The organism is Sulfurimonas sp. (assembly GCF_019429335.1).
Taxonomy (GTDB): Bacteria; Campylobacterota; Campylobacteria; order Campylobacterales; family Sulfurimonadaceae; genus Sulfurimonas.
Window position 1 is genome coordinate 29,158 of record NZ_JAHYJB010000009.1, and the last position, 19,129, is coordinate 48,286.

Genomic DNA, 19,129 nt, shown 5'->3' on the forward strand with positions numbered 1-19,129 from the left:
AATCTTTTTATCTCGCTCCCATGCTCCTGCGTGGGAGTGTATACCTTCTGTCTGCTTTTACTTCATCTGCGTTCCCACGGAGAATAACTCTCCTCTCTTCTCCATTATCTGATTATAAGTCATTTATAGTAAAATTACATCCATAAACTACAAAAGGCAAACATAGTGAGCATCTACAGAGAGTATGACATCAGAGGGATTTACGAGAAAGAGTTAAACGAGCAGAGCGTTGTGCGTATAGGTTACGCGCTTGCTTCAAAGATCCAAGGCGAGTATGTGGCTGTCGGGTATGACGCTAGAAGCCACTCTCCCGTTCTCTTTGAGTACCTTGTTCATGGACTAAATGCCGGCGGCAAAAAAGTTCTTGACATGGGAATGGTTCCGACACCCGTAAACTACTTCTGCAACTACAACGAATTTAACGGCGTACTTGCAAGCGCTTCAGTTATGATTACAGGCTCTCACAATCCAAGCGAATACAACGGATTTAAAATCACTATAGACAAAGCGCCGTTCTTTGGCGAGGACATCTATGCTCTTGGTCGTGAGTGTGAGACGATGGAGTTTCCACATGTACCACAAAGAGATGTAACGGAGATAGATGCGGTTACAAGGTATGTTGACTTTCTTATCAGCGAATTTTCCCACCTCAAAGATATGCCGACGCGCATCGTCTATGACTGCGGAAACGGTGTTGCCGGAATTGTTACCGAAAGAATTTTTAACACTTTAAGACTTAACACGAAAGGTCTCTATATTGAGCCTGACGGAACTTTTCCAAACCATCATCCCGACCCATCAGATGAACACAATCTAGAGGATGTAAAAAAGCTTCTAGAAGCTGAGGGCGACATAGCTTTTGCTTACGACGGGGATGCGGACAGAATCGCCGTGCTTACACATAAAAACAACATCAAAGGCGACATGATGGCACTTCTCTTTGCCATGAAGATGGACAGACCGACCGTCGTGGGCGAGGTAAAGTGTTCACAAGTCATGTATGATGAGCTTGAGAAGCGCGGTGCAAAAGCCGTGATGTATAAAACAGGTCACTCAAATATAAAGGTAAAGATGCAGGAGATTGGTGCAGACCTTGCATGTGAAGTGAGCGGGCATATATTTTTCAAAAACCGCTATTTCGGTTACGATGACGCCATCTATGCAACGCTTAGAATGCTGGAGCTTATCCATGACGGAGTTGATTTGGACGCAGAGCTTGCAAAACTTCCAAAGGTTTTCTCAACCGAGGAGATAAAAGTTCACACTACCGAGAGCGAGAAGTTTAAAATCATAGACAAAGTTAAAGATCTTCTCAAAAATCCTCCCAAGTCATTTCCTGTCATCAAAAATATCATTGATGTTGATGGGGTACGCATAAACTTTGAACATGGGTGGGGGCTTGTACGTGCTAGCAACACGACTCCGGTTCTTGTTACCCGCTTTGAATCGACCTCAGAGGAAGAGGCAAAACTCTACGAAAAAGAGATGAACAATCTTATACAAAGTGCAAAGGATGCCCTATGAAAACCCACACACTTTTAATGCCGCTTGACATGCACCTCCATCTTCGCGACGGAGTAATGCTTGAAAATGTTGCGCCTCTTAGTGCCTACAGTTTCAGCGGCGCTCTAATCATGCCAAACCTTGTTCCGCCCGCTACTACGCTTGAAGATGTAAAAGCTTATAAAGAGCGCATCATTGCAGCGGTTCCAAACGACTACTTTGAGCCTTACATGACGCTTTTTTATAAAAACTACGGCAAAAAATTTCTAGCCGATGCAAAAGAGCATATTACGGCGATTAAGCTCTACCCTGCGGGCATTACGACAAACTCCGAGGGCGGCGTTTCATCATTTGACATAGAGGAGATGCGTGAGACGCTTGAGGCTATGAGCATTCTTGGAATTCCTCTTTGTGTGCATGGTGAGACTGACGGTTTTGTTATGGACAGAGAAGCGGAGTTTATGAGTATCTACGAGCTTCTTGCGACCAATTTTCCTGATTTAAAAATCATTATGGAGCATATTACGACAAAAGAAGCGGTTGCGATGCTTGATAAACACAAAAATCTCTATGCGACCATAACCGTGCATCACCTCCTCTTAACGCTTGATGATGTTGTCGGCGGGATGATGATGCCGCATAACTTCTGCAAGCCGATTGCAAAAAGACCGGAGGATTTGGACGCACTTTTGAGCGTTGCTCTTGAAGCGCACCCAAAGGTTATGTTCGGTTCAGATTCGGCACCTCACTCAAAAGAGAAAAAAGAGTGTTCCGGCTGTGCGGCAGGAGTTTTTAGTGCACCGATAGCGATTCAGCTTCTATGTGAAATATTTGAGCAGTACGATAAACTTGACAATCTTCAAGCTTTTGTAAGCGACAATGCGCAAAATATCTATGGAATTTGTCCTGAGTTTAAAGAGGTTGTTTTAGAAAAGCGCCCTTTTGTTGTGCCTGAGACCTACAACGGTGTTGTGCCTATGTATGCGGGAAAAATTATAAACTGGGCGATTGAGAGCATTGAGTAAAATACTATTGCTTGAGGATGATCCTCTTTTTGCGGATACACTCGTAGATTTGCTAGAAGAGAGCGGTTTTGAAGTCGAACATGTACCAAACGGACAGAGCGCTTTGGACAAGACATTTACGCAAAAATTTGACCTTTATCTTCTTGATATAAACGTGCCACTTATTGACGGCTTAACGCTCCTAAAGGAGTTGCGAGAATCAAACGACAACACCCCTGCCATTTTTTTAACTTCGCACAAAGACAAAGAGGTGCTCAAAAAAAGTTTTAAAAGCGGCGGAGATGACTTTTTAACAAAACCCTTTGACAGTGACGAACTGCTTTTGCGCATGTCAGCTCTCTTAAAAAGAGCCAAATGCGATATTTCCCTCTCTGTCGGTCTGCTTAGCAACGACAATGTTCACAAGCGCATCTCATACAACAACGAAGAGCTTGACCTCTCAAAAAAAGAGTATGAGCTTCTTCTTCTTTTGATGAGACACGCAAATAACACGGTGCCAAAAGAGATGATTCAGAGCGAATTATGGAGCAGCAGTGAAGGCGGAAGCGACGGTGCGCTCAGGGTTTACATAAACCGCATAAAACAGCTTATCCCCCAGATAAGCATAGAGAACGTCCGCGGTATAGGGTACAAACTTGTTTCGTAATCTGCGCATAAATATTTTTATATATTACGCGCTTACCGTCATCTCACTTATGGCTGTTTTGTACTATTTTGTGGCGGTTATAGAGATAGAAAATATCTTTTTGTTGCTGCTTACACTGCTTATTTTAACTGCTTTTACAGGCTTTGTCATCACAAGACTCTCAATCGACCCATTGTTTGAACATGTAAGAAATCTGCAAAATCTCTCAACTGAGACGCTTCACGAGCTGAATCTTCCCATAAGCACAATCAAAACAAATATCCACATGTTAAAAAAGAATATTACAAGCGATAAAGATTTAAAGAGGATTTCAAGGATTGAGAGCGCTTGCGATATGTTAGAGCAGCGCTATAATGAGCTGGACTATATGATAAAATTGCAAAGCTCAAATATTAAGTATGAAGAATTTAATCTTGATGAACTTCTGCGAAGCAGAGTTGAGTTTTTAAGCCGTATATATCCGCATATAGAGTTCGACGTTGAGATGACTCCTGCACGAATAAGCAATGATAAAGTGGGCTTATCTAAAGTAATTGACAATCTTATAGACAATGCTGTAAAATACTCACAAAATATTCACAAAATAAGTATAAAATTGCAAGACTGCACGCTCCTTATCCAAGATTACGGCTGCGGTATGGACGAAGTGGAGCTTTTAAAAATTTTTGACAGATATTACCAAAGTAATGAGAATATGCAGGGCTTTGGTATCGGGCTCAATATGGTTAAGCGGTTTTGTGATGCAAACGAGATTTTGTTAAATTTCAAATCAAAGCCAAATTTTGGCACAACGGTTATTTTAAAATTCAAGGAAAATTAGTGGAAAACAGTATTTTGGCTTATGCGGAAGTGACACTAGACTATGGAGTTATGGGACTTCTTATACTTATGAGCGTTCTTACTCTGTGGTTATTTATAGAGAGAATGATGTTTTACAGCGCTGTTCGCGTGAGTGACTATGAGAGTAGAGACAAGCTTGAGATGGATCTGACAGATAACATAAGCGTTATAAGCGTTATCGGCTCAAATGCACCTTATGTAGGGCTTTTGGGAACAGTTATCGGTATTATGCTCACATTCTACACTATGGGCGAAGTCGGAACAATAGATGCAAAGAAGATAATGGTAGGACTGGCCCTCGCACTTAAAGCTACCGCCATGGGACTTATCGTTGCAATGCCGGCTATTATTTTTTATACCATACTTCTTAGAAAAGTTGAAAAAATTTTGACGATTTTTGACATCGCCCAAGACAAAAAAACAAGCAACTAAATATGGCTAAGTATAAAAAACAGCGAAAAAGGTTCGATGAGATAAACGTCATCCCTTTTATCGACATCATGCTTGTTCTTCTTGTTATGGTTTTAACGACTGCAACGTTTGTAAATCAGGGGATTATTCCTATTGAGCTTCCAGAGGCAAAAGCTTCTAAAAAAGAGGATGCAAAAAAAGAGGTCTCAATCTATGTAAAAGCTAATGGTGAGCTTTTCTTTGACAAAGAGAATGTTGATTTAAAGACGCTTGAGACGAGACTATCTGCAATCTCAAAAGAGCAGACTGTGGTTCTTAGAAGCGATAAAGATTCAAAGTTTCAGGATTTTGTAAGTGTTATGGATGTCTTAAAACGCCTAAACCACGAGCAGCTCTACATAGTCACAAAAGAGTAGTCAGTAGCTTCTTTGAAGCAACTTAAACCTCTTGGTTTGATTGCTCTCATCTTGGGAGACTTTCTCCCTCTTCTCAACCAACTCCAAACTGTTCATATCACTGCTAAACACCCTTGTCTCAATGCTCTTTGCATCGTGAAAAAGTGTAGTCGCTATAAAAAAAAGTATCATAATAATCACTACGCTGGCATATAAAAGTATATAGTTTTTGATATGTCCTGTTTCAAAAGGGTTTTGCATTAAATCTCCGGAAGTTTTTGTGACATTAAAATGACAAATTTTATTTATCTTAAAGAAGCTTATTATATCATACGTAGGATTTTTAATTAAAAAGAAGCACTCAGATGCAAAAAATTTTCTGCATGTTAATATTTTTCTTTATAACGTTTGCCACTGCCTCTTCAACCCTGCCCGTACTAGATTTATCCAAAAAAAACAAAAACATCGGAAAAAGCATCCTCTACATTGAAGACAAAAGCGCAAAGATGGATTTTAGCCAAATCAAAAATCTACCAAACGATGCGTTTAAACCACTAAACAAAGATGTTGACAGCTAGCTTTTTACCACATCTGCATTTTGGTACAAGTTTGATGTCTACAACAAAGAGCCCTCCCCTCTAAAGAGATTGATTGTCATAGGCGTCCCATGGATAGACAGCGTGAAAATACATGTAGAAAATGAGAATGAGCAACTCTCAATATATGAGGGCGGAGATACTTTTGCTTATAACAACAGAACAATAGACCATGTCAATACCAATTTTGAGCATGAGTTTAGGAGCGGACACTCAAGCGTTTATGTGCAGGTAAAGACACTTGATCCCTTTATTGTCCCAATATCAGTTATGGATAGCTCCGAGTTTTTACAAGATGAGATCAATCACTCAAACTACACGGGTTTTGTATATGGGATTATAATGGCGATGCTGCTTTACAACCTGATTCTATTTTTTAGGATAAAAATAGCATATTACGGCTTCTACGTGCTCTATCTTGGCCTCTTTTTAGTTATGAACGCATCCTACAACTGCTACACTTTCAAGTGGTTTTTTTATGACTATCCATCCCTTCAAAACTGGTTTGAGTCGACATTTATATATCTATTTTCGATAGGAGGCATACTCTTTGCACAATCATTTCTAAATCTTAAACACTCATTTGCCAGACTCAATTTAGTCACAAACTATCTTCTCCTCTTTTATGTCGCCATTATGATAGTCACTTTCTTTATCGGCTACAGATACCATGTCGCGTTTGCCATAAGTCTGACCGTACTCTTTAGCCTCTATGTATTTGGAATAACCATCTACTCCATCTTAAGGGGAAATCACTACGCAAGACTATTCTTGCTTGCGATAACTGCAGGACTACTTGGAATTTTAGTTACAGCATTAACCGTAATGGCGCTGATACCTTACACGGATGCAGGACTTCATGCGGTCGATTATGGTATGATAATCGATACGATTTTGCTCTCCTTTGCTTTAGCCGACAGGTTTAAGGAAACTCAAGAAGAGAAGCTCATTGCAGAAAACGAGACTAAAAAAGCGTTGGAAGCAAAAAAAGCTAAAGAGGAGTTCCTCTCAAATATGAGCCATGAAATTCGTACACCGATGAATGCCATTATAGGCTTTGTAAATATTTTAAAAAACAGTGTAAGGGGAGAGAAAAATTTATCCTATGTCAATATTATTCAATCAAGCTCGAAAACTATGCTGCATCTTATAGACGATATTTTAGATTTTTCAAAAATAGAAAATGGGAAGCTCTCGATAAACAGACACCCTTTCAATCCCCATAACGAGCTAATTCACTGCATTGAACTATTTGAAGCTTCTGCAGCTGAAAATTCTATCGAGCTATCTACAAATCTAGACAAAACCATTCCGGAGTGTCTGGAGGGCGACCTGATAAGAATAAAACAGATAATCTTCAATTTACTAAGCAATGCCATTAAATTTTCCTCCGAGGGCAAAAAAATTTTTATAGATATCAGATATGAAAACTCTATCCTGAGCATCTCCGTACAAGATGAGGGCATCGGCATATCAGAGGAGGCTCAAAAGAAGATTTTTGACCCGTTTGAACAGGCAGACGGAACAACTGCCAAAAAATACGGCGGTACAGGCCTTGGGCTCTCAATATCTTTAAAACTGGCAAAACTTATGGAGGGAGAGATGGCACTCTCAAGCACTCTTGGAGCAGGAAGCAACTTTACTCTCTCGCTGCCTGCAAAAATTTGCGATACTGCCTCAAGCAAAGAGGTTCAATACTCGGCAGAAGATTTTGACTACAGCAAGCTCTCTGGGCACGTCTTGGTTGCAGAGGACAATAAGATGAATCAGACGCTAATGAAGATACTGCTTGAGGAGTATAACCTTGGGTGTACTATAGCTTCAGACGGCTTGGAGGCTCTAGATATGTTTAAGTCATCAAAATTTGAGCTTATTTTAATGGATGACAGCATGCCAAATATGACCGGCATCGAGGCTCTCAAAAAGATACGTGACCATGAAAAAGAAAACTCTTTAGCAGCAACACCGATAGTCGCGCTTACGGCAAATGTCATGGAAGAGGATAAAATGAAGTTTTTTGAAGCGGGGGCAGATGATTTTATCGCAAAGCCGATAGATATTTTGGAGTTCAACAAAGTTTTAGAGCGTTTTTTATCAAAAAAATATTAAGGGAACGTTTGTGCAATCAACTATGTTCAACGGGACAAAAGTTTACTTTAATCGGGGATACCATAGGGGTTGGAGACACCACTCCCGTTGTTAGTGCTATCGGAACTGATTTAAACGAGGTAGAGATTTGCTAAAGATGATTTTAGCATTTGAAATACGCTCATAAAGAGATACTTTATTTTTATACGGCGTCCATCTTATAAGAAACGTAGCCAGTGACTCCCACAAAGAAACCCATGCGGCAACAGTTAATCCCTCTGCAATAACTGCAAAAGCGATACTGCTCTGCATCAATTGGCTCTTATTCATAAATACAGATATCGTGGCAATAACTGCGCCAACTGTAAAGAGAATCAGCGATTTTCTAAGCATCTCTTTCATGTTTCTGCGTTCATGCTCTTGCATGTAGGTAAAAAATTTATTTACACTGTTTGAAATTCTTGAAGTTGCTTCGCTATCAACGTCAGACTCAAGATTAAACCTGATAATAAACTTCTCCTGCTCTATCTCCGTCGCACTCTCTATCATATACTCGACTAAATCTTGGTTTAAATCTTTTTTCAAGAAGTGTGATTTTTTGTCAAAATTGCTATATAAATCTTCTACTCTTTTTGCAGAAATATCTATAATAACCTCTCCGTTTAGCGTATGTTCATAACGTTCTAAAATCTCTTTTTTCATGCTCTTGCCAAAATTATTTTTATGGCTTAATTATACTGATAATTATGACTATTTGATTTATATTTTTAACATGTAGGTTTGGGGAAATTAAAAAAGAAGTTCAAACCCCGTCTGTCAGGGGCTTGAAAAATAAAAATGTGATTACATCATTCCTGGCATACCGCCCATGCCGCCCATGCCACTCATATCAGGCATAGAAGGTTTTTCTTCAGGAAGTTCATATATTGCCGCTTCAGTTGTTAAAAGCAGGCTTGAGATAGAAGTAGCATTTGTAAGAGCTACGCGTCCGACTTTAAACGGGTCGATGATTCCGGCTTCAAACATATCGACATATTCGCCTGTTGCAGCATTAAAGCCTATATTCTCATTGCTAGCATTCTCAACTTCATTTACTACAACGCCTGCATCATAACCTGCATTTGTTGCTATCTGCTTCAGAGGAGCCTTTATAGCGCGTAAAATTATCTCTGCACCGATTTTTTGGTCACCGCTCAAATCTAGTTTTACTTTAGCAGCCGCACGAACAAGAGCAGCTCCTCCGCCTATCACGATACCCTCTTCAACTGCTGCTTTTGTAGCAGAGAGTGCATCATCAACGCGGTCTTTTTTCTCTTTCATCTCGGTCTCGCTTGACGCACCGACTTTGATAACAGCAACGCCGCCTGAGAGTTTTGCCAAACGCTCTTGGAGTTTCTCTTTATCATACTCGCTTGTAGTCGAGCCGATTTGAACTTTAATCTCAGCAATTCTAGCTTTAACAGCCTCAGCTTTACCTGCGCCGTTTACAATTACACTGTTGTCCTTGTCGATTACAACACGAGATGCTTGACCAAGATGCTGCAGAGTTGCAGCGCTCAATGTGTGTCCTGTCTCCTCAGCTATTACAGTACCGGCAGTTAAAACCGCTATATCTTGAAGCATAGCTTTTCTTCTGTCGCCAAAACCTGGAGCCTTAACGGCAGAGATATTTAAAACACCGCGAAGTTTGTTTACAACCAGAGTCGATAGCGCTTCTCCCTCTACATCTTCAGCGATGATAAGAAGCGGACGAGAAGTTTTTTGAACCTGCTCTAAAACAGGAAGAAGGTCTTTTAGAGATGCTATCTTGCTGTCAACCAGTAAAATCCAAGGATTTTCTATCTCAGCCGTCATCTTCTCAGTATTTGTAATAAAGTACGGACTTAAATAACCGCGGTCAAACTGCATACCCTCAACAACGTCAAGCTCATCAACTATACCTTTTGCCTCTTCAACAGTTATAACACCGTCCTGACCTACTCTCTCCATAGCTTCGGCTATCAAATTTCCGATTTGTTCATCAGAGTTTGCAGAGATAGTCGCAACTTGAGCTATATCTTTCTTGCCGTTGATTGTTTTGCTTGATGCTTTTAAGTGTGTCAAAATCGCTTCACAAGCCTTGTCCATACCGCGTTTAACTTCGATAGGATTTGCACCAGCTGTTATGTTTCTAAGACCCTCACTAAAAATAGCATTTGCCAAAACTGTAGCCGTAGTCGTACCGTCTCCCGCCTCATCAGCAGTTTTTGAAGCTACATCTTTTACAAGAGTTGCACCCATATTTTCGAGTCTGTCTTTTAACTCAATTTCACGAGCAACAGAAACACCGTCTTTTGTTATTACAGGATTACCATAACTTTTTTGAATCAAAACATTACGACCTCTCGGCCCCATTGTTACTTTTACTGCATCTGTTAGTTTTGCAACGCCGCGAGCAATCGCATTACGTGCATTGTCTGAAAAAATTATCTCTTTTGCCATTAAAAATCCTTTAAATTTATTTTACAATTCCAAAAATATCTTTTGTTTCTAAAACTAGAAACTTTCCGCCCTCAAGTGAAACTTCACTACCGGAATATTTGCCAAAAACCACAACGTCACCACACGCAAGTTCGCTAACTTCTTTGCTTACTGCTACGACTTCGCCACGTGATGGCTTCTCTTGCGCATTATCAGGAATAATAATACCACTGCTTGTAGTATTTGCCTCTTCTACTCTTTTTACTAAGACTCTTTCGCCTAACGGTTGAAAATTCATTTTGACTCCTTAAATAATATAATTTGCAACGCGAATTTTATACAAATAAGGTAACAAAGTCAATGTCTTAGCCAATATGACTAAAGTTAGTTTATAGGATATTATAAACTTTGTTGAGGGTAAATGTACATATCTATTAACTCTAAAATATCTTTTTTGCTGGCTTTTCGTATCTTAGGTTATTTAAAGTTTAATATGTATATAATTCTGCCTCTTAAAAGATGTCAGGGTAGCTCAGCTGGTTAGAGCACTGGTCTCATAAGCCGGGGGTCGGGGGTTCAAGTCCCCCCTCTGACACCAAGAGAAACTGTCTACAAACTCCGATTTCATTGGACTTAAACACAATCATGACAACTTTAAAACAACTTAAACGAATAGAACAACTTTTAGAAGATAACAGACTTCTAAATAACAAATATTTAACTTTTAAGAATAATGTTTATTACTTTGTTATAAAGATAAACGATTACACTTTTAAGAAATCACTTAAAACAGATAATTTCACTTATTCTAATCTACTAAAATATAAAATCTTAGAAGTGATTAGAAAGATTAAAAATGATGATAATGAATTAGATGTATTAAAAGACACTAAAAATTCTTATTACACTATTAATAATCTCGGAGGAAATGGTTTAATCTTAACACCTGAAAATGAAGAAGAAAGATTACTTTTAAGTGAGATAGAGAAGACTATTATTAAGAAGATTAAACTTATAAGTAAAGATAAGAAAGTAAGTGTAAGTCAAGAAGAAACAAGAGATATACAGACTTTAAAGAAGTCTTGTGATAAGTATATAGATTTCAAATCTCTTCTTGTAGATAATAGAGTTATGATGAAATATAGACAATCAATAGAGTATTTATTTATTTTTTTTGGAGAAAAAAAACTAATTAAAGATATTACAATTCAAGAGTGTAATGATTTTAGAACTTTTTTAATGAAAGTTCCAGTAAGATGGAAATCTAAGATAGATTTAAAAGATAAAAATTTAAAACTTATGATTGATAAAAAAATGAAAATTTTAGATAAATATGAAAAAGTTAATATTAAAACAGTAGATGAAATTATAGTAAAAACAAAAAGTATTTTTGAATATTTTTTAGATAATACTTTAATATATAAAAATCCCTTTAGTAAAATGTCAAAATTAAACACTAAATTTACAAAAAAAAGAGATTTTAGTGAATTAGAAAGTAGTTTAATTCTAAAATACATGAAAAATAAAAAACTAAATCAAGAATTCAACTTTTTTAAATTTGGTTTAATGAGTGGTTTAAGAAGAGGAGAAATTTTAAGTATTAGATTAAAAGATATTGATTTTAAAAATAAAACTATATATATCAATGGAACTAAAACAGAAAATTCTAAAAGATTGATGTTTATTCACGAAGATTTAATATCTACTATTAAAGAACAAATTATAGATAAAAATAGAGAAGATTTACTTTTTTATAATGAAAAAGAATGGACTAAACTTACAGAAAAATATAGAGAAGAAAAAGTAGGAGGAATAATAAACGAAATTATAAAAATCGTTGTTGGAGAAAATGTTAAAAAATTCTTAGATATTCATAGTTTAAGAAAAAGTTTTACTCAAATTATACATTTAAGTAATGAATTTACACATTTAGAAGTTCAAACTATTTTAGGACATTCTACTAAAAACGATGTTACAGACACACATTATATCTTAGGTAAAAGAGATTATAAATCAATGTTAGAAAAAATAAATAATATTGATTTTACTAATTTTCTCGAAGTTCAAAAAATACAAGATAAATTTGATGAAGAAGTATTAGAATTCTGTTAAATATACTTCTTTACTTCATTATGAAGTTCTTTTAATAATTCTAATATTATGTCTTCTTTTGTATCACTTTTAAATAATCTTGTAATTTTATCAGTCTCTTTATAAAACTTTTTTCTTATTTTTTCATCTTTGATTTTAGAAATTAAATCTCTAAACATTTTAATTTTTTCTTTAATGTCTTTATCAAGTTCTTTATTTTCATTTTTTAACTCTTCTTCTATAATTTTAATTTCGTCTTCAATATCGACTACTTCTTCTTCGTCCATTTCTTCGATTTTTTCTAAAATTAGATTTGTAAGTTCTGTATTCGTTTCGTCAAACTTCATTTTATTATCTTCTATAAATTTTTTAATATCGTCTTTTTTACTTTTAAATACTTTACCTTTTTCAAAGTTTTCTAATTCTTCTTTTATCTTATTTTGTAAATCTAATAATAATTGAAATTCTTTATCGTCTCTTACAACAACTTCATTTATTATAACTTTTTCGTAAACTTCATTAATAAGATTATTTGTTCTACATTTATTGTATATTTCTTTAAAACTCTCTATTTGATTATTTACTTTTACTTGTATATCGTTTATAACACCTTGTTTTACTAAATTACTTAACATTAAATTTTTATCTATGTATTTATGTAGTTCTTCATTTTTAAATAGTTCTATTAACTCTTCATATCTATCTTTTACTTTCATATTATGAATGTATGATTGAGTAATTATCATTTTTTCTAATTGTGTTCGTAATTGAGTTACAACTTTAATTTTATCTTCTTCAGTAAGAATATCTATAACATCTTTTTGAGAAGTAAATACACCTCTTAAAACTTTATATACGACACCTTTTTGATTAGATTCTGTTTCATCTCTTAACACTTTAACACCAATTGGAAAATACTCAGGATTACATTTCAATTCTTCAAGTTTTTCATTTGAAATAGACTTATTTATACTTGGTTTATCGTCAGTTTTTAGAATACATCTCGTTATACACATCGCCAAAGTCGAAGATGATACATGTTCAGTAGTTGATATCTGAGAATAGAAATTCATATACATATTCATACTTCTACCAACTGTCATTATTTTGTCAAGTTTATTTAAAGTATCATCATATTTATCTCTCATTACTTTATCTGTAAATTTAGTTAGTGATAATTGTCCAAATTCATCTACAATACTTAAAATTAAAGGTTCATCACTGAATTCTAAACCATTTTCAACACATTTTTTATTTCTTTCCATCATAATATTATAAAATTCTGTTATAAAATTCATAAATTCTTCAACATTAGTATTTACTTTAACTTTATTGTTAAACATACTATCATATTTTTTTAACTCCATACCTCCTTTTAAATCCGTCAAATATAACTTTTCTATGTATTTAATACCAGTTTCATTTTCTAATTTCAAATGATATAAAATACTTATTAATTTTAGTCTTATATCTGTAGATTTCCCTGAACCAGTGGTTCCTGTTGAATATATATGTGTTTGTTTAAAAATAGAAGTATAATAAGGAATTCCTTGTTTATCGAAACCTTCTAAAATTTGTCCTTTCTTCAAAAAATCAATTGAAAATTTATAATCTTTAAACGGACTTTTTAACCTAATTCCCATCATATTTTTTGAAATTACATAAGGTTCAAAATAGTCTTTTTCTGTATTTATACTTAAAAATTGTTGAATATTTTGTATCTTTTTACTATCAGTGTAATTTTTACTTTCTATAAAACCAAAATTATTTTTATATATTATTTCACCTTTTTCTTTATCATAACTATGAAATTTATCATATATCTTTTCATTACTATTATTATTGTCATTTTGATAAAAACCTAATTTTTGAGGTAATTCTTTATATTTCTTAATATCTCCAATTGAAAAAATTGTATCACTACTTGAAAACTTTATAAAATATAATATTGTAATTGTTATAAATGTATAAAAAATTATATTTAATTCGTGATGTTGATTTTGTCTTATGTTAAAAACATAATGATATAAATTAGTGTTTATTCTATGATTTTGATAATATTCATATAATAAAAAATATATTGATACTAAGAAAATAGTAGTAATAAAACTTAAAAATACACTTGTAAATAATATATTATTAAAATCTTTTTGATTCTTCTTAGACATAATATTTTCCTACATTATAAGTTTTTTCTAGAATAATATCTTGTTCTATTTTTATTAATTTCATTGTTTTAGATTTTATATCATTGAAGTTATAATCTAATGTTTGAAAGTCTTTTCTTGTTTTTTTCTCATTTTCAAAATCATAAAATTCAAAGACTTCAACACTTCTTGTGTTTGTATTTACTAATAATAAAACTTTATAGTTTCTATCTATTCTTGTTTTTTTTAAACCACCGAGTCCACTTTTGACATAAGATAACATACAATCAACATTTACTTTTCCTACGTAACCTTTATTAAATCCGTTTGGTTTAATTTCACTATATCTTTTTTGAAATATTTCAACATGAAAATCCATTTTTTATTCTCCTTTTTTTGTTCTATTAAACTATTATAAAAACTTTTTAGTTTTTTCCAAATTTTTCGTTAATTTCTTTTTTTTCGTTTTTAATAGTAATTTTCTTAATTTATTTATATCAATTTCTAAGAAATCTATTTCTACTTCATTTTTTATTTTATAGTCATTTTTCATTTTAAAGTCCTCTTATTTCGATTATTTTTACTATTTGACTTAATATTATAAGTCCTACTATTAAAATTATTTCTAACATTTTTTAATCCTTTTTTATGTATATATAACTATTATAATAAAAAAATAGTATTTTCCAAGAAATTTTCCAAAGAATTTTAAAATTTGTAAATTAGTACGATTTTTAGGAGTTTATTTAAAGTGTGTTTTTTAGTATTTTTTGTTATCTTCTAATATTTTTATATTATTATTGAATTATTTATGTATTTCTAAATATCTATCACAAACATAAAAGTGAAAACCTTTTAAACCTTTTATAATTATTACTTTTTTACATTCAACACATTTAAACATTTTATTCTCCTTTTTTATATATTATTTTTATATTTTTCTCTCTTTTGTTTTCTTTCTTCTCTTTCTTCTATCTCTATCATTAAAATCATTTTTATATAATGTTTTATCATTTCGTTACATTCATTTATTTTGATTTCATAATTTTTTATATCTCTAAATTTTAAATCATTCATTTTATTATCCTTTCGTAAGTTAAAAACTATAACTTACTGTTAAGATAAAATCGTCTTCTCGTTTTTTAATATCTAACATAAGATTTCTATTATAAATAAATGACACTTTTGGAGTTATATAATTAACATAATCGTATAATAAATCCCATCCAACACGTCCAACTTCTACACCTAAACCACAATTATATTTCGATGTCAAAATATCGTTTTTATAAACAATTCCATGTAGAGAAATAGCCCTATCTTCGTCATTTGTCAAAATTTCGAAGTTCATTCCAACTAAAAAATTATCTTTTATTCCATCTAAACCTACATTGACAATAGTTCCTACCATGTCGATTTTTTCACCATTTTCTTCAATTTCATTAATTTTTACAAAACTAACTCCAACTTTTGGACTTATTTCAATTTCATTTCCAAATAAACTTACACTTATAAACACTATTCCTAATAATATTTTTTTCACTTTATTCTCCTTTATTTTTTAAATAATCTTGAAGAATAATAAAACATTTTTCTTCTTCTTCTTTGTTAGATACATAATTTTCGTTATAATCAAAATCTTGTGACAATTTTAAACATTTATCAATTTCTTCTTTATTTTGTTCGATTTTCCAATCTCCGAATAAACTACTATACCCCATCAACATTACTAATATTAAACTTGTTTTTTTCATTTTTTTTTCCTTTTTTGTATTATTGTTTATAAAGAGATTTAAAATTTTTCTCTCTATATAACTATTGTAATAAATAAATATTTTTTTCCAAATTTTTTAATTAAAAATTGTGAAATTCTTTTTTATATAACTATTGTAATAAGAGATAATTGAATATTCCAAGTTCTAACTCTTTGTCTATTCCAAATAAAATAAAAAAAATAGTAGAAATTATTGTTAGTATTAAATTCAATATTTGATTGTTTTTATTTTCCATATTTAACCATTTTCCTAATACCACATTTAACATTTTGTAAACCATTGTTAAAAAAACAGAAATTAATAAAAAGTGTATAATTCGAAATGGAGTTTGTAAAATTTTATTTTCAGTCCACTCAACCATTATTTCTCTTGTTTTTTCATCAAAATTCTCTATTAAACCTTTTCCTTTAGACATATTGTCTATATTGTTCTGAATACCCATTTTAAACATCCTTGTAGTAAAATCTATTTACTGTTTTTAATTTTTCTTTTTTATCTATAATTTTTTCTATTTCTAATATTGTTTCTTCTATATATGTACTATAAATATCAGAGAGATTTAAACTCATATCTTTAATTTTTTTTGATACTCTGTCGTAATCTTCTCTATTTACTAAAATCTTTATCTCTTTATATTTTTCTTTATCAAATAATCTTTTTCTCATTTTTTACCCTTTTTAAACTAATTCATTAAGAATTAGTTTGTTTTTTGTGGTTCTTGAACTCTTGAATTTTCCCCTAAAATTTTTGGTAAAATATCAGTATGATATTTTGTATAATTCCCTGTTCCAGTTGAGTAAATATCATTTACTAAAACTTTTTTACCTTTAAGATTTTCTAAACCACTTTTTAATTTCATATCAACAAAATAAACTCTTTTTGTTACTTTTCCGTCAACTCTTTGTTTAGTAGTAAAAGTTAATTGTTTAACTTTATTAGGTTTTTTATCTACCCATTCAGTAACTTCGACTACTTCAATATTTGTAATAGGTAAAGGTTCTTTACTATCAAAGTAAATTTCAAATAATCCGTCTTCTGTTGAATCTTTGTCGTATTTAGACACTTCTTTTAAGTTCTCTTTATTAAGAATTCCAAAATAAGAATCTTGTCCTTTTAGTTGAACTTTTTTATCATTATCCCAACCATTTTGAACCATTACATTGTCAATATAATAAACTTTATCTAACATAGTTTCTAATTGTTCTTTTTTAATTCCAATTTCATTGTGTAATGTAATTTGATACCTTTTATCTTTTTTCCAAGTTTGTAAAGTAACATTCCCTAATTCACTTATACTATAACCACCAACAGAGATTTTTACTTTTTTGTAAAACATACTATCTTGTGATAATACGATTTCTTTAATACTTTTTTTAACTTCCGACATTTTTTTATCCTTTTATATAATTATTTTTGATAAAGAGTTGTCTTTTTTCTCTTTACATAACTATTATAAGAAAAAAATGTTTTTTTCCAAGAAAATTGTAAAAGAATTTTAAAATTTGTAAATTACCCCATATTTTAGGAGTTTTAAGTTTTGATATTTTCTAAATTATTTTGATTTATTTTCATTTCATACCAATTTTTATTATAAATTTCTTCTTTTTTATTGTTAAAAACTGATAATTTATTGATTTTATAAGTTAAAGTTAAATCATTTTCATTATTAAATTCTTCTAAGTCGTATATTTTAAATTGTAATTCGTATATTTCTTTGTTTTTATTAAATATTCGATTTATTTCTAATTCGTCTATTAAGTCTTTGTGTAACTTGTTTAAAGTTAATTCTTTATCTATTTTAAATTTATTTCTTCTTTCTATATCTTTTTTAAACATATTTTTATATTTGTCTTTATCTATGTATTTGTAAAACTTTCTATTATCAATAATTTCTTTTTCTTTTCTAACTACTTCTTTTTCTATGTAAACTTGAAACATACATTTAGTTTTAATTTCTTCATTAAATGTTTTTATTTTAATTTTATCTTCGTCTTTAATATGTGTCTCTTTATATGTTACTTTTTCAATTTCATAGAGTAAACAAGTGTTATTATCTTTACTTCGTTTTAGTAATATTTTTTTATCTTCTTCACTCATTGAATGATAGATTTTTTTATAATTTCCTATACCTATTTTAGAATTAGAAGATTTATGTATTCTTGAATGTTTCCCTAGAACAGTTCTCCAACCGTTATACATTTCGATATAATTTTTTCTGTCTTGTTCTTCTACTATATCTTCTTTATCTTGTTCTATTTCTACACCATTAACAACGATATTTTTTTGATTTACAAATAAAGTTTTTGTTATATATTTCATTATATAATTTACTCCAAAATCGATTTTTTTGAAGTCTTGTTTTATATCATTACTTTTTTCATTCATTTCATATTTTTTTAGAATATTTCTATATTCTTCATGTATAAAATCATTTAATTTCTTATCGTGATATAATAAAATATGTAAATGATTAGAGAATTGTTTTGTAAATTCACTCACTACATCATATTTCATATTTTCCATTTTTTCTTTATGTTCTTCATTTAATTTTATAGATAAATATAAATTTCTCCACACATCAGATAAAAATTTATAACCCTCTTCTATACTCTCTTCTATACTATTAAAACCAAATTTTTTATTTAATTTCCAATTTTCAAATTTTAATTTTTTAGATACATATTTTTTTCTTTTTTTATCATAAACTTTTTCAGTTGTTATGTATTTGTGAAATCTCGAAGGTAATGTTAAAGTTATAAAACTTACATTTAAACCCAAATCTTTTGATACTGATTTATTGTATAAAAGTTTTTGTAAAGATAATTGTCCTTGTTTAATATACCATTTTTCTAAATCAAAATTCATTTTATAATATTCTGTTTTTTTTGAATTTTTTATATATTTATGTTTAAAGAAATCATTTTGTTTTTTTTCTTTTTCTTTAACAATCTCTATAAATCGTTCTTGTATCTCATAATGTTCGTTTAAATGATTTATTTTTATAGTTTTAGATTTATTTTTTTCTTCTTCTTCTAATTGTTTTTTATAAATATCTTCAAACATTTTATTATTATAATCTTTAGACAATTGTTTTATATCTGTATTAAAATTTTCAAATAACTCAAACATTTTTAAACCTTTATTTTAATCTT

Annotated in this window: 23 protein-coding genes, 1 tRNA gene and 1 pseudogene; 11 read left to right on the forward strand and 14 right to left on the reverse strand. The window is 31.4% G+C overall.

Annotated elements, in window-relative coordinates; all coding sequences use genetic code 11:
- Positions 1-165 precede the first annotated feature (165 nt).
- From K0A91_RS05130 to exbD, 6 genes are read left to right on the forward strand one after another with little or no spacing between them, the layout of a single operon-like run.
- Positions 166-1,524 carry a phosphomannomutase/phosphoglucomutase gene (locus K0A91_RS05130; protein WP_295008701.1) on the forward strand — a complete coding sequence of 453 codons (1,359 nt, stop codon included), beginning with the start codon at positions 166-168 and terminating at the stop codon, positions 1,522-1,524.
- The gene (gene pyrC / locus K0A91_RS05135) at positions 1,521-2,528 is read left to right on the forward strand and encodes a dihydroorotase (RefSeq protein ID WP_295008702.1); all 1,008 of its coding nucleotides are present in this window, start codon (positions 1,521-1,523) and stop codon (positions 2,526-2,528) included. Before K0A91_RS05130 ends, pyrC begins: the two co-directional genes overlap by 4 nt.
- Positions 2,521-3,174 carry a response regulator transcription factor gene (locus K0A91_RS05140; RefSeq protein WP_295008703.1) on the forward strand — a complete coding sequence of 218 codons (654 nt, stop codon included), beginning with the start codon at positions 2,521-2,523 and terminating at the stop codon, positions 3,172-3,174. The genes pyrC and K0A91_RS05140 overlap by 8 nt, the downstream gene beginning before the upstream one ends.
- Positions 3,164-3,994 carry a HAMP domain-containing sensor histidine kinase gene (locus tag K0A91_RS05145; RefSeq protein ID WP_295008704.1) on the forward strand — a complete coding sequence of 277 codons (831 nt, stop codon included), beginning with the start codon at positions 3,164-3,166 and terminating at the stop codon, positions 3,992-3,994. The genes K0A91_RS05140 and K0A91_RS05145 overlap by 11 nt, the downstream gene beginning before the upstream one ends.
- Positions 3,994-4,446 carry a TonB-system energizer ExbB gene (exbB, locus tag K0A91_RS05150; RefSeq protein WP_295008705.1) on the forward strand — a complete coding sequence of 151 codons (453 nt, stop codon included), beginning with the start codon at positions 3,994-3,996 and terminating at the stop codon, positions 4,444-4,446. Before K0A91_RS05145 ends, exbB begins: the two co-directional genes overlap by 1 nt.
- A 2-nt stretch (positions 4,447-4,448) precedes the next feature.
- On the forward strand, positions 4,449-4,841 hold the full coding sequence (gene exbD / locus K0A91_RS05155; RefSeq protein WP_295008706.1) for a TonB system transport protein ExbD: 393 nt from the start codon (positions 4,449-4,451) through the stop codon (positions 4,839-4,841).
- Here the strand turns inward: exbD and K0A91_RS05160 are convergent, their stop codons facing one another.
- The gene (locus K0A91_RS05160; RefSeq protein WP_295008707.1) at positions 4,842-5,081 is read right to left on the reverse strand and encodes a hypothetical protein; all 240 of its coding nucleotides are present in this window, start codon (positions 5,079-5,081) and stop codon (positions 4,842-4,844) included.
- A gap of 104 nt (positions 5,082-5,185) precedes the next feature.
- Here K0A91_RS05160 and K0A91_RS05165 point away from each other — a divergent pair, with 104 nt between their 5' ends.
- The 3 genes and pseudogenes from K0A91_RS05165 to K0A91_RS05175 all read left to right on the forward strand — a co-directional run bounded on the left by K0A91_RS05165 (position 5,186) and on the right by K0A91_RS05175 (position 7,525).
- Positions 5,186-5,398 (forward strand): hypothetical protein, encoded by a 213-nt coding sequence (locus K0A91_RS05165; RefSeq protein WP_295008708.1) that lies wholly within the window; start codon positions 5,186-5,188, stop codon positions 5,396-5,398.
- A gap of 15 nt (positions 5,399-5,413) precedes the next feature.
- A pseudogene (locus tag K0A91_RS05170) lies at positions 5,414-5,677 on the forward strand (7TM-DISM domain-containing protein); the annotation flags it as partial.
- A 9-nt stretch (positions 5,678-5,686) separates the two neighbouring features.
- Complete coding sequence (locus tag K0A91_RS05175) at positions 5,687-7,525, forward strand: 7TM diverse intracellular signaling domain-containing protein (RefSeq protein WP_295008740.1); 1,839 nt, start codon at positions 5,687-5,689, stop codon at positions 7,523-7,525.
- 96 nt (positions 7,526-7,621) lie between these two features.
- On the opposite strand, the gene K0A91_RS05180 is transcribed toward K0A91_RS05175, so the two are convergent.
- The 3 genes from K0A91_RS05180 to groES all read right to left on the reverse strand — a co-directional run bounded on the left by K0A91_RS05180 (position 7,622) and on the right by groES (position 10,262).
- A complete protein-coding gene (locus K0A91_RS05180) occupies positions 7,622-8,206 on the reverse strand; it encodes a hypothetical protein (protein WP_295008709.1) in 585 nt (194 codons plus the stop codon).
- Positions 8,207-8,347: 141 nt separating this feature from the next.
- Positions 8,348-9,985 carry a chaperonin GroEL gene (gene groL / locus K0A91_RS05185; protein WP_295008710.1) on the reverse strand — a complete coding sequence of 546 codons (1,638 nt, stop codon included), beginning with the start codon at positions 9,983-9,985 and terminating at the stop codon, positions 8,348-8,350.
- A gap of 16 nt (positions 9,986-10,001) precedes the next feature.
- Positions 10,002-10,262 (reverse strand): co-chaperone GroES, encoded by a 261-nt coding sequence (gene groES, locus K0A91_RS05190; RefSeq protein WP_295008711.1) that lies wholly within the window; start codon positions 10,260-10,262, stop codon positions 10,002-10,004.
- Between the two features lie 223 nt (positions 10,263-10,485).
- Between groES and K0A91_RS05195 the strand changes: the two genes are divergently transcribed.
- Both K0A91_RS05195 and K0A91_RS05200 read left to right on the forward strand, forming a co-directional pair.
- Positions 10,486-10,562: transfer RNA gene (locus K0A91_RS05195), tRNA-Met, on the forward strand.
- Positions 10,563-10,609: 47 nt separating this feature from the next.
- A complete protein-coding gene (locus K0A91_RS05200; protein WP_295008712.1) occupies positions 10,610-12,076 on the forward strand; it encodes a tyrosine-type recombinase/integrase in 1,467 nt (488 codons plus the stop codon).
- Here K0A91_RS05200 and K0A91_RS05205 read toward each other — a convergent pair.
- From K0A91_RS05205 to K0A91_RS05250, 10 genes are all read right to left on the reverse strand, one after another.
- On the reverse strand, positions 12,073-14,223 hold the full coding sequence (locus K0A91_RS05205) for an FtsK/SpoIIIE domain-containing protein (RefSeq protein ID WP_295008713.1): 2,151 nt from the start codon (positions 14,221-14,223) through the stop codon (positions 12,073-12,075). The genes K0A91_RS05200 and K0A91_RS05205 overlap by 4 nt on opposite strands.
- The gene (locus K0A91_RS05210; RefSeq protein ID WP_295008714.1) at positions 14,216-14,581 is read right to left on the reverse strand and encodes a hypothetical protein; all 366 of its coding nucleotides are present in this window, start codon (positions 14,579-14,581) and stop codon (positions 14,216-14,218) included. Before K0A91_RS05210 ends, K0A91_RS05205 begins: the two co-directional genes overlap by 8 nt.
- 33 nt (positions 14,582-14,614) lie before the next feature.
- Positions 14,615-14,755 carry a hypothetical protein gene (locus K0A91_RS05215; protein ID WP_295008715.1) on the reverse strand — a complete coding sequence of 47 codons (141 nt, stop codon included), beginning with the start codon at positions 14,753-14,755 and terminating at the stop codon, positions 14,615-14,617.
- Between the two features lie 365 nt (positions 14,756-15,120).
- The gene (locus tag K0A91_RS05220; protein WP_295008716.1) at positions 15,121-15,279 is read right to left on the reverse strand and encodes a hypothetical protein; all 159 of its coding nucleotides are present in this window, start codon (positions 15,277-15,279) and stop codon (positions 15,121-15,123) included.
- A gap of 19 nt (positions 15,280-15,298) precedes the next feature.
- A complete protein-coding gene (locus K0A91_RS05225; protein WP_295008717.1) occupies positions 15,299-15,745 on the reverse strand; it encodes a hypothetical protein in 447 nt (148 codons plus the stop codon).
- Between the two features lies 1 nt (position 15,746).
- Positions 15,747-15,956 carry a hypothetical protein gene (locus tag K0A91_RS05230; protein ID WP_295008718.1) on the reverse strand — a complete coding sequence of 70 codons (210 nt, stop codon included), beginning with the start codon at positions 15,954-15,956 and terminating at the stop codon, positions 15,747-15,749.
- Between the two features lie 130 nt (positions 15,957-16,086).
- Complete coding sequence (locus K0A91_RS05235; RefSeq protein WP_295008719.1) at positions 16,087-16,419, reverse strand: hypothetical protein; 333 nt, start codon at positions 16,417-16,419, stop codon at positions 16,087-16,089.
- A 1-nt stretch (position 16,420) separates the two neighbouring features.
- Complete coding sequence (locus K0A91_RS05240) at positions 16,421-16,642, reverse strand: hypothetical protein (protein ID WP_295008720.1); 222 nt, start codon at positions 16,640-16,642, stop codon at positions 16,421-16,423.
- 32 nt (positions 16,643-16,674) lie between these two features.
- A complete protein-coding gene (locus K0A91_RS05245) occupies positions 16,675-17,364 on the reverse strand; it encodes a hypothetical protein (RefSeq protein ID WP_295008721.1) in 690 nt (229 codons plus the stop codon).
- Positions 17,365-17,507: 143 nt separating this feature from the next.
- A complete protein-coding gene (locus K0A91_RS05250; protein ID WP_295008722.1) occupies positions 17,508-19,106 on the reverse strand; it encodes a hypothetical protein in 1,599 nt (532 codons plus the stop codon).
- Positions 19,107-19,129 lie beyond the last annotated feature (23 nt).

Bases quoted from the DNA above. Each gene is read 5' to 3' on its own strand.
- pyrC (WP_295008702.1), top strand. From the start codon at position 1,521: ATGAAAACCCACACACTTTTAATGCCGCTTGACATGCACCTCCATCTT.
- exbD (WP_295008706.1), top strand. From the start codon at position 4,449: ATGGCTAAGTATAAAAAACAGCGAAAAAGGTTCGATGAGATAAACGTC.
- K0A91_RS05160 (WP_295008707.1), bottom strand. From the start codon at position 5,081: ATGCAAAACCCTTTTGAAACAGGACATATCAAAAACTATATACTTTTA.
- K0A91_RS05165 (WP_295008708.1), top strand. From the start codon at position 5,186: ATGCAAAAAATTTTCTGCATGTTAATATTTTTCTTTATAACGTTTGCC.
- K0A91_RS05175 (WP_295008740.1), top strand. From the start codon at position 5,687: ATGGATAGCTCCGAGTTTTTACAAGATGAGATCAATCACTCAAACTAC.
- K0A91_RS05180 (WP_295008709.1), bottom strand. From the start codon at position 8,206: ATGAAAAAAGAGATTTTAGAACGTTATGAACATACGCTAAACGGAGAG.
- groL (WP_295008710.1), bottom strand. From the start codon at position 9,985: ATGGCAAAAGAGATAATTTTTTCAGACAATGCACGTAATGCGATTGCT.
- groES (WP_295008711.1), bottom strand. From the start codon at position 10,262: ATGAATTTTCAACCGTTAGGCGAAAGAGTCTTAGTAAAAAGAGTAGAA.
- K0A91_RS05200 (WP_295008712.1), top strand. From the start codon at position 10,610: ATGACAACTTTAAAACAACTTAAACGAATAGAACAACTTTTAGAAGAT.
- K0A91_RS05205 (WP_295008713.1), bottom strand. From the start codon at position 14,223: ATGTCTAAGAAGAATCAAAAAGATTTTAATAATATATTATTTACAAGT.
- K0A91_RS05210 (WP_295008714.1), bottom strand. From the start codon at position 14,581: ATGGATTTTCATGTTGAAATATTTCAAAAAAGATATAGTGAAATTAAA.
- K0A91_RS05215 (WP_295008715.1), bottom strand. From the start codon at position 14,755: ATGAAAAATGACTATAAAATAAAAAATGAAGTAGAAATAGATTTCTTA.
- K0A91_RS05220 (WP_295008716.1), bottom strand. From the start codon at position 15,279: ATGAATGATTTAAAATTTAGAGATATAAAAAATTATGAAATCAAAATA.
- K0A91_RS05230 (WP_295008718.1), bottom strand. From the start codon at position 15,956: ATGAAAAAAACAAGTTTAATATTAGTAATGTTGATGGGGTATAGTAGT.
- K0A91_RS05235 (WP_295008719.1), bottom strand. From the start codon at position 16,419: ATGGGTATTCAGAACAATATAGACAATATGTCTAAAGGAAAAGGTTTA.
- K0A91_RS05240 (WP_295008720.1), bottom strand. From the start codon at position 16,642: ATGAGAAAAAGATTATTTGATAAAGAAAAATATAAAGAGATAAAGATT.
- K0A91_RS05245 (WP_295008721.1), bottom strand. From the start codon at position 17,364: ATGTCGGAAGTTAAAAAAAGTATTAAAGAAATCGTATTATCACAAGAT.
- K0A91_RS05250 (WP_295008722.1), bottom strand. From the start codon at position 19,106: ATGTTTGAGTTATTTGAAAATTTTAATACAGATATAAAACAATTGTCT.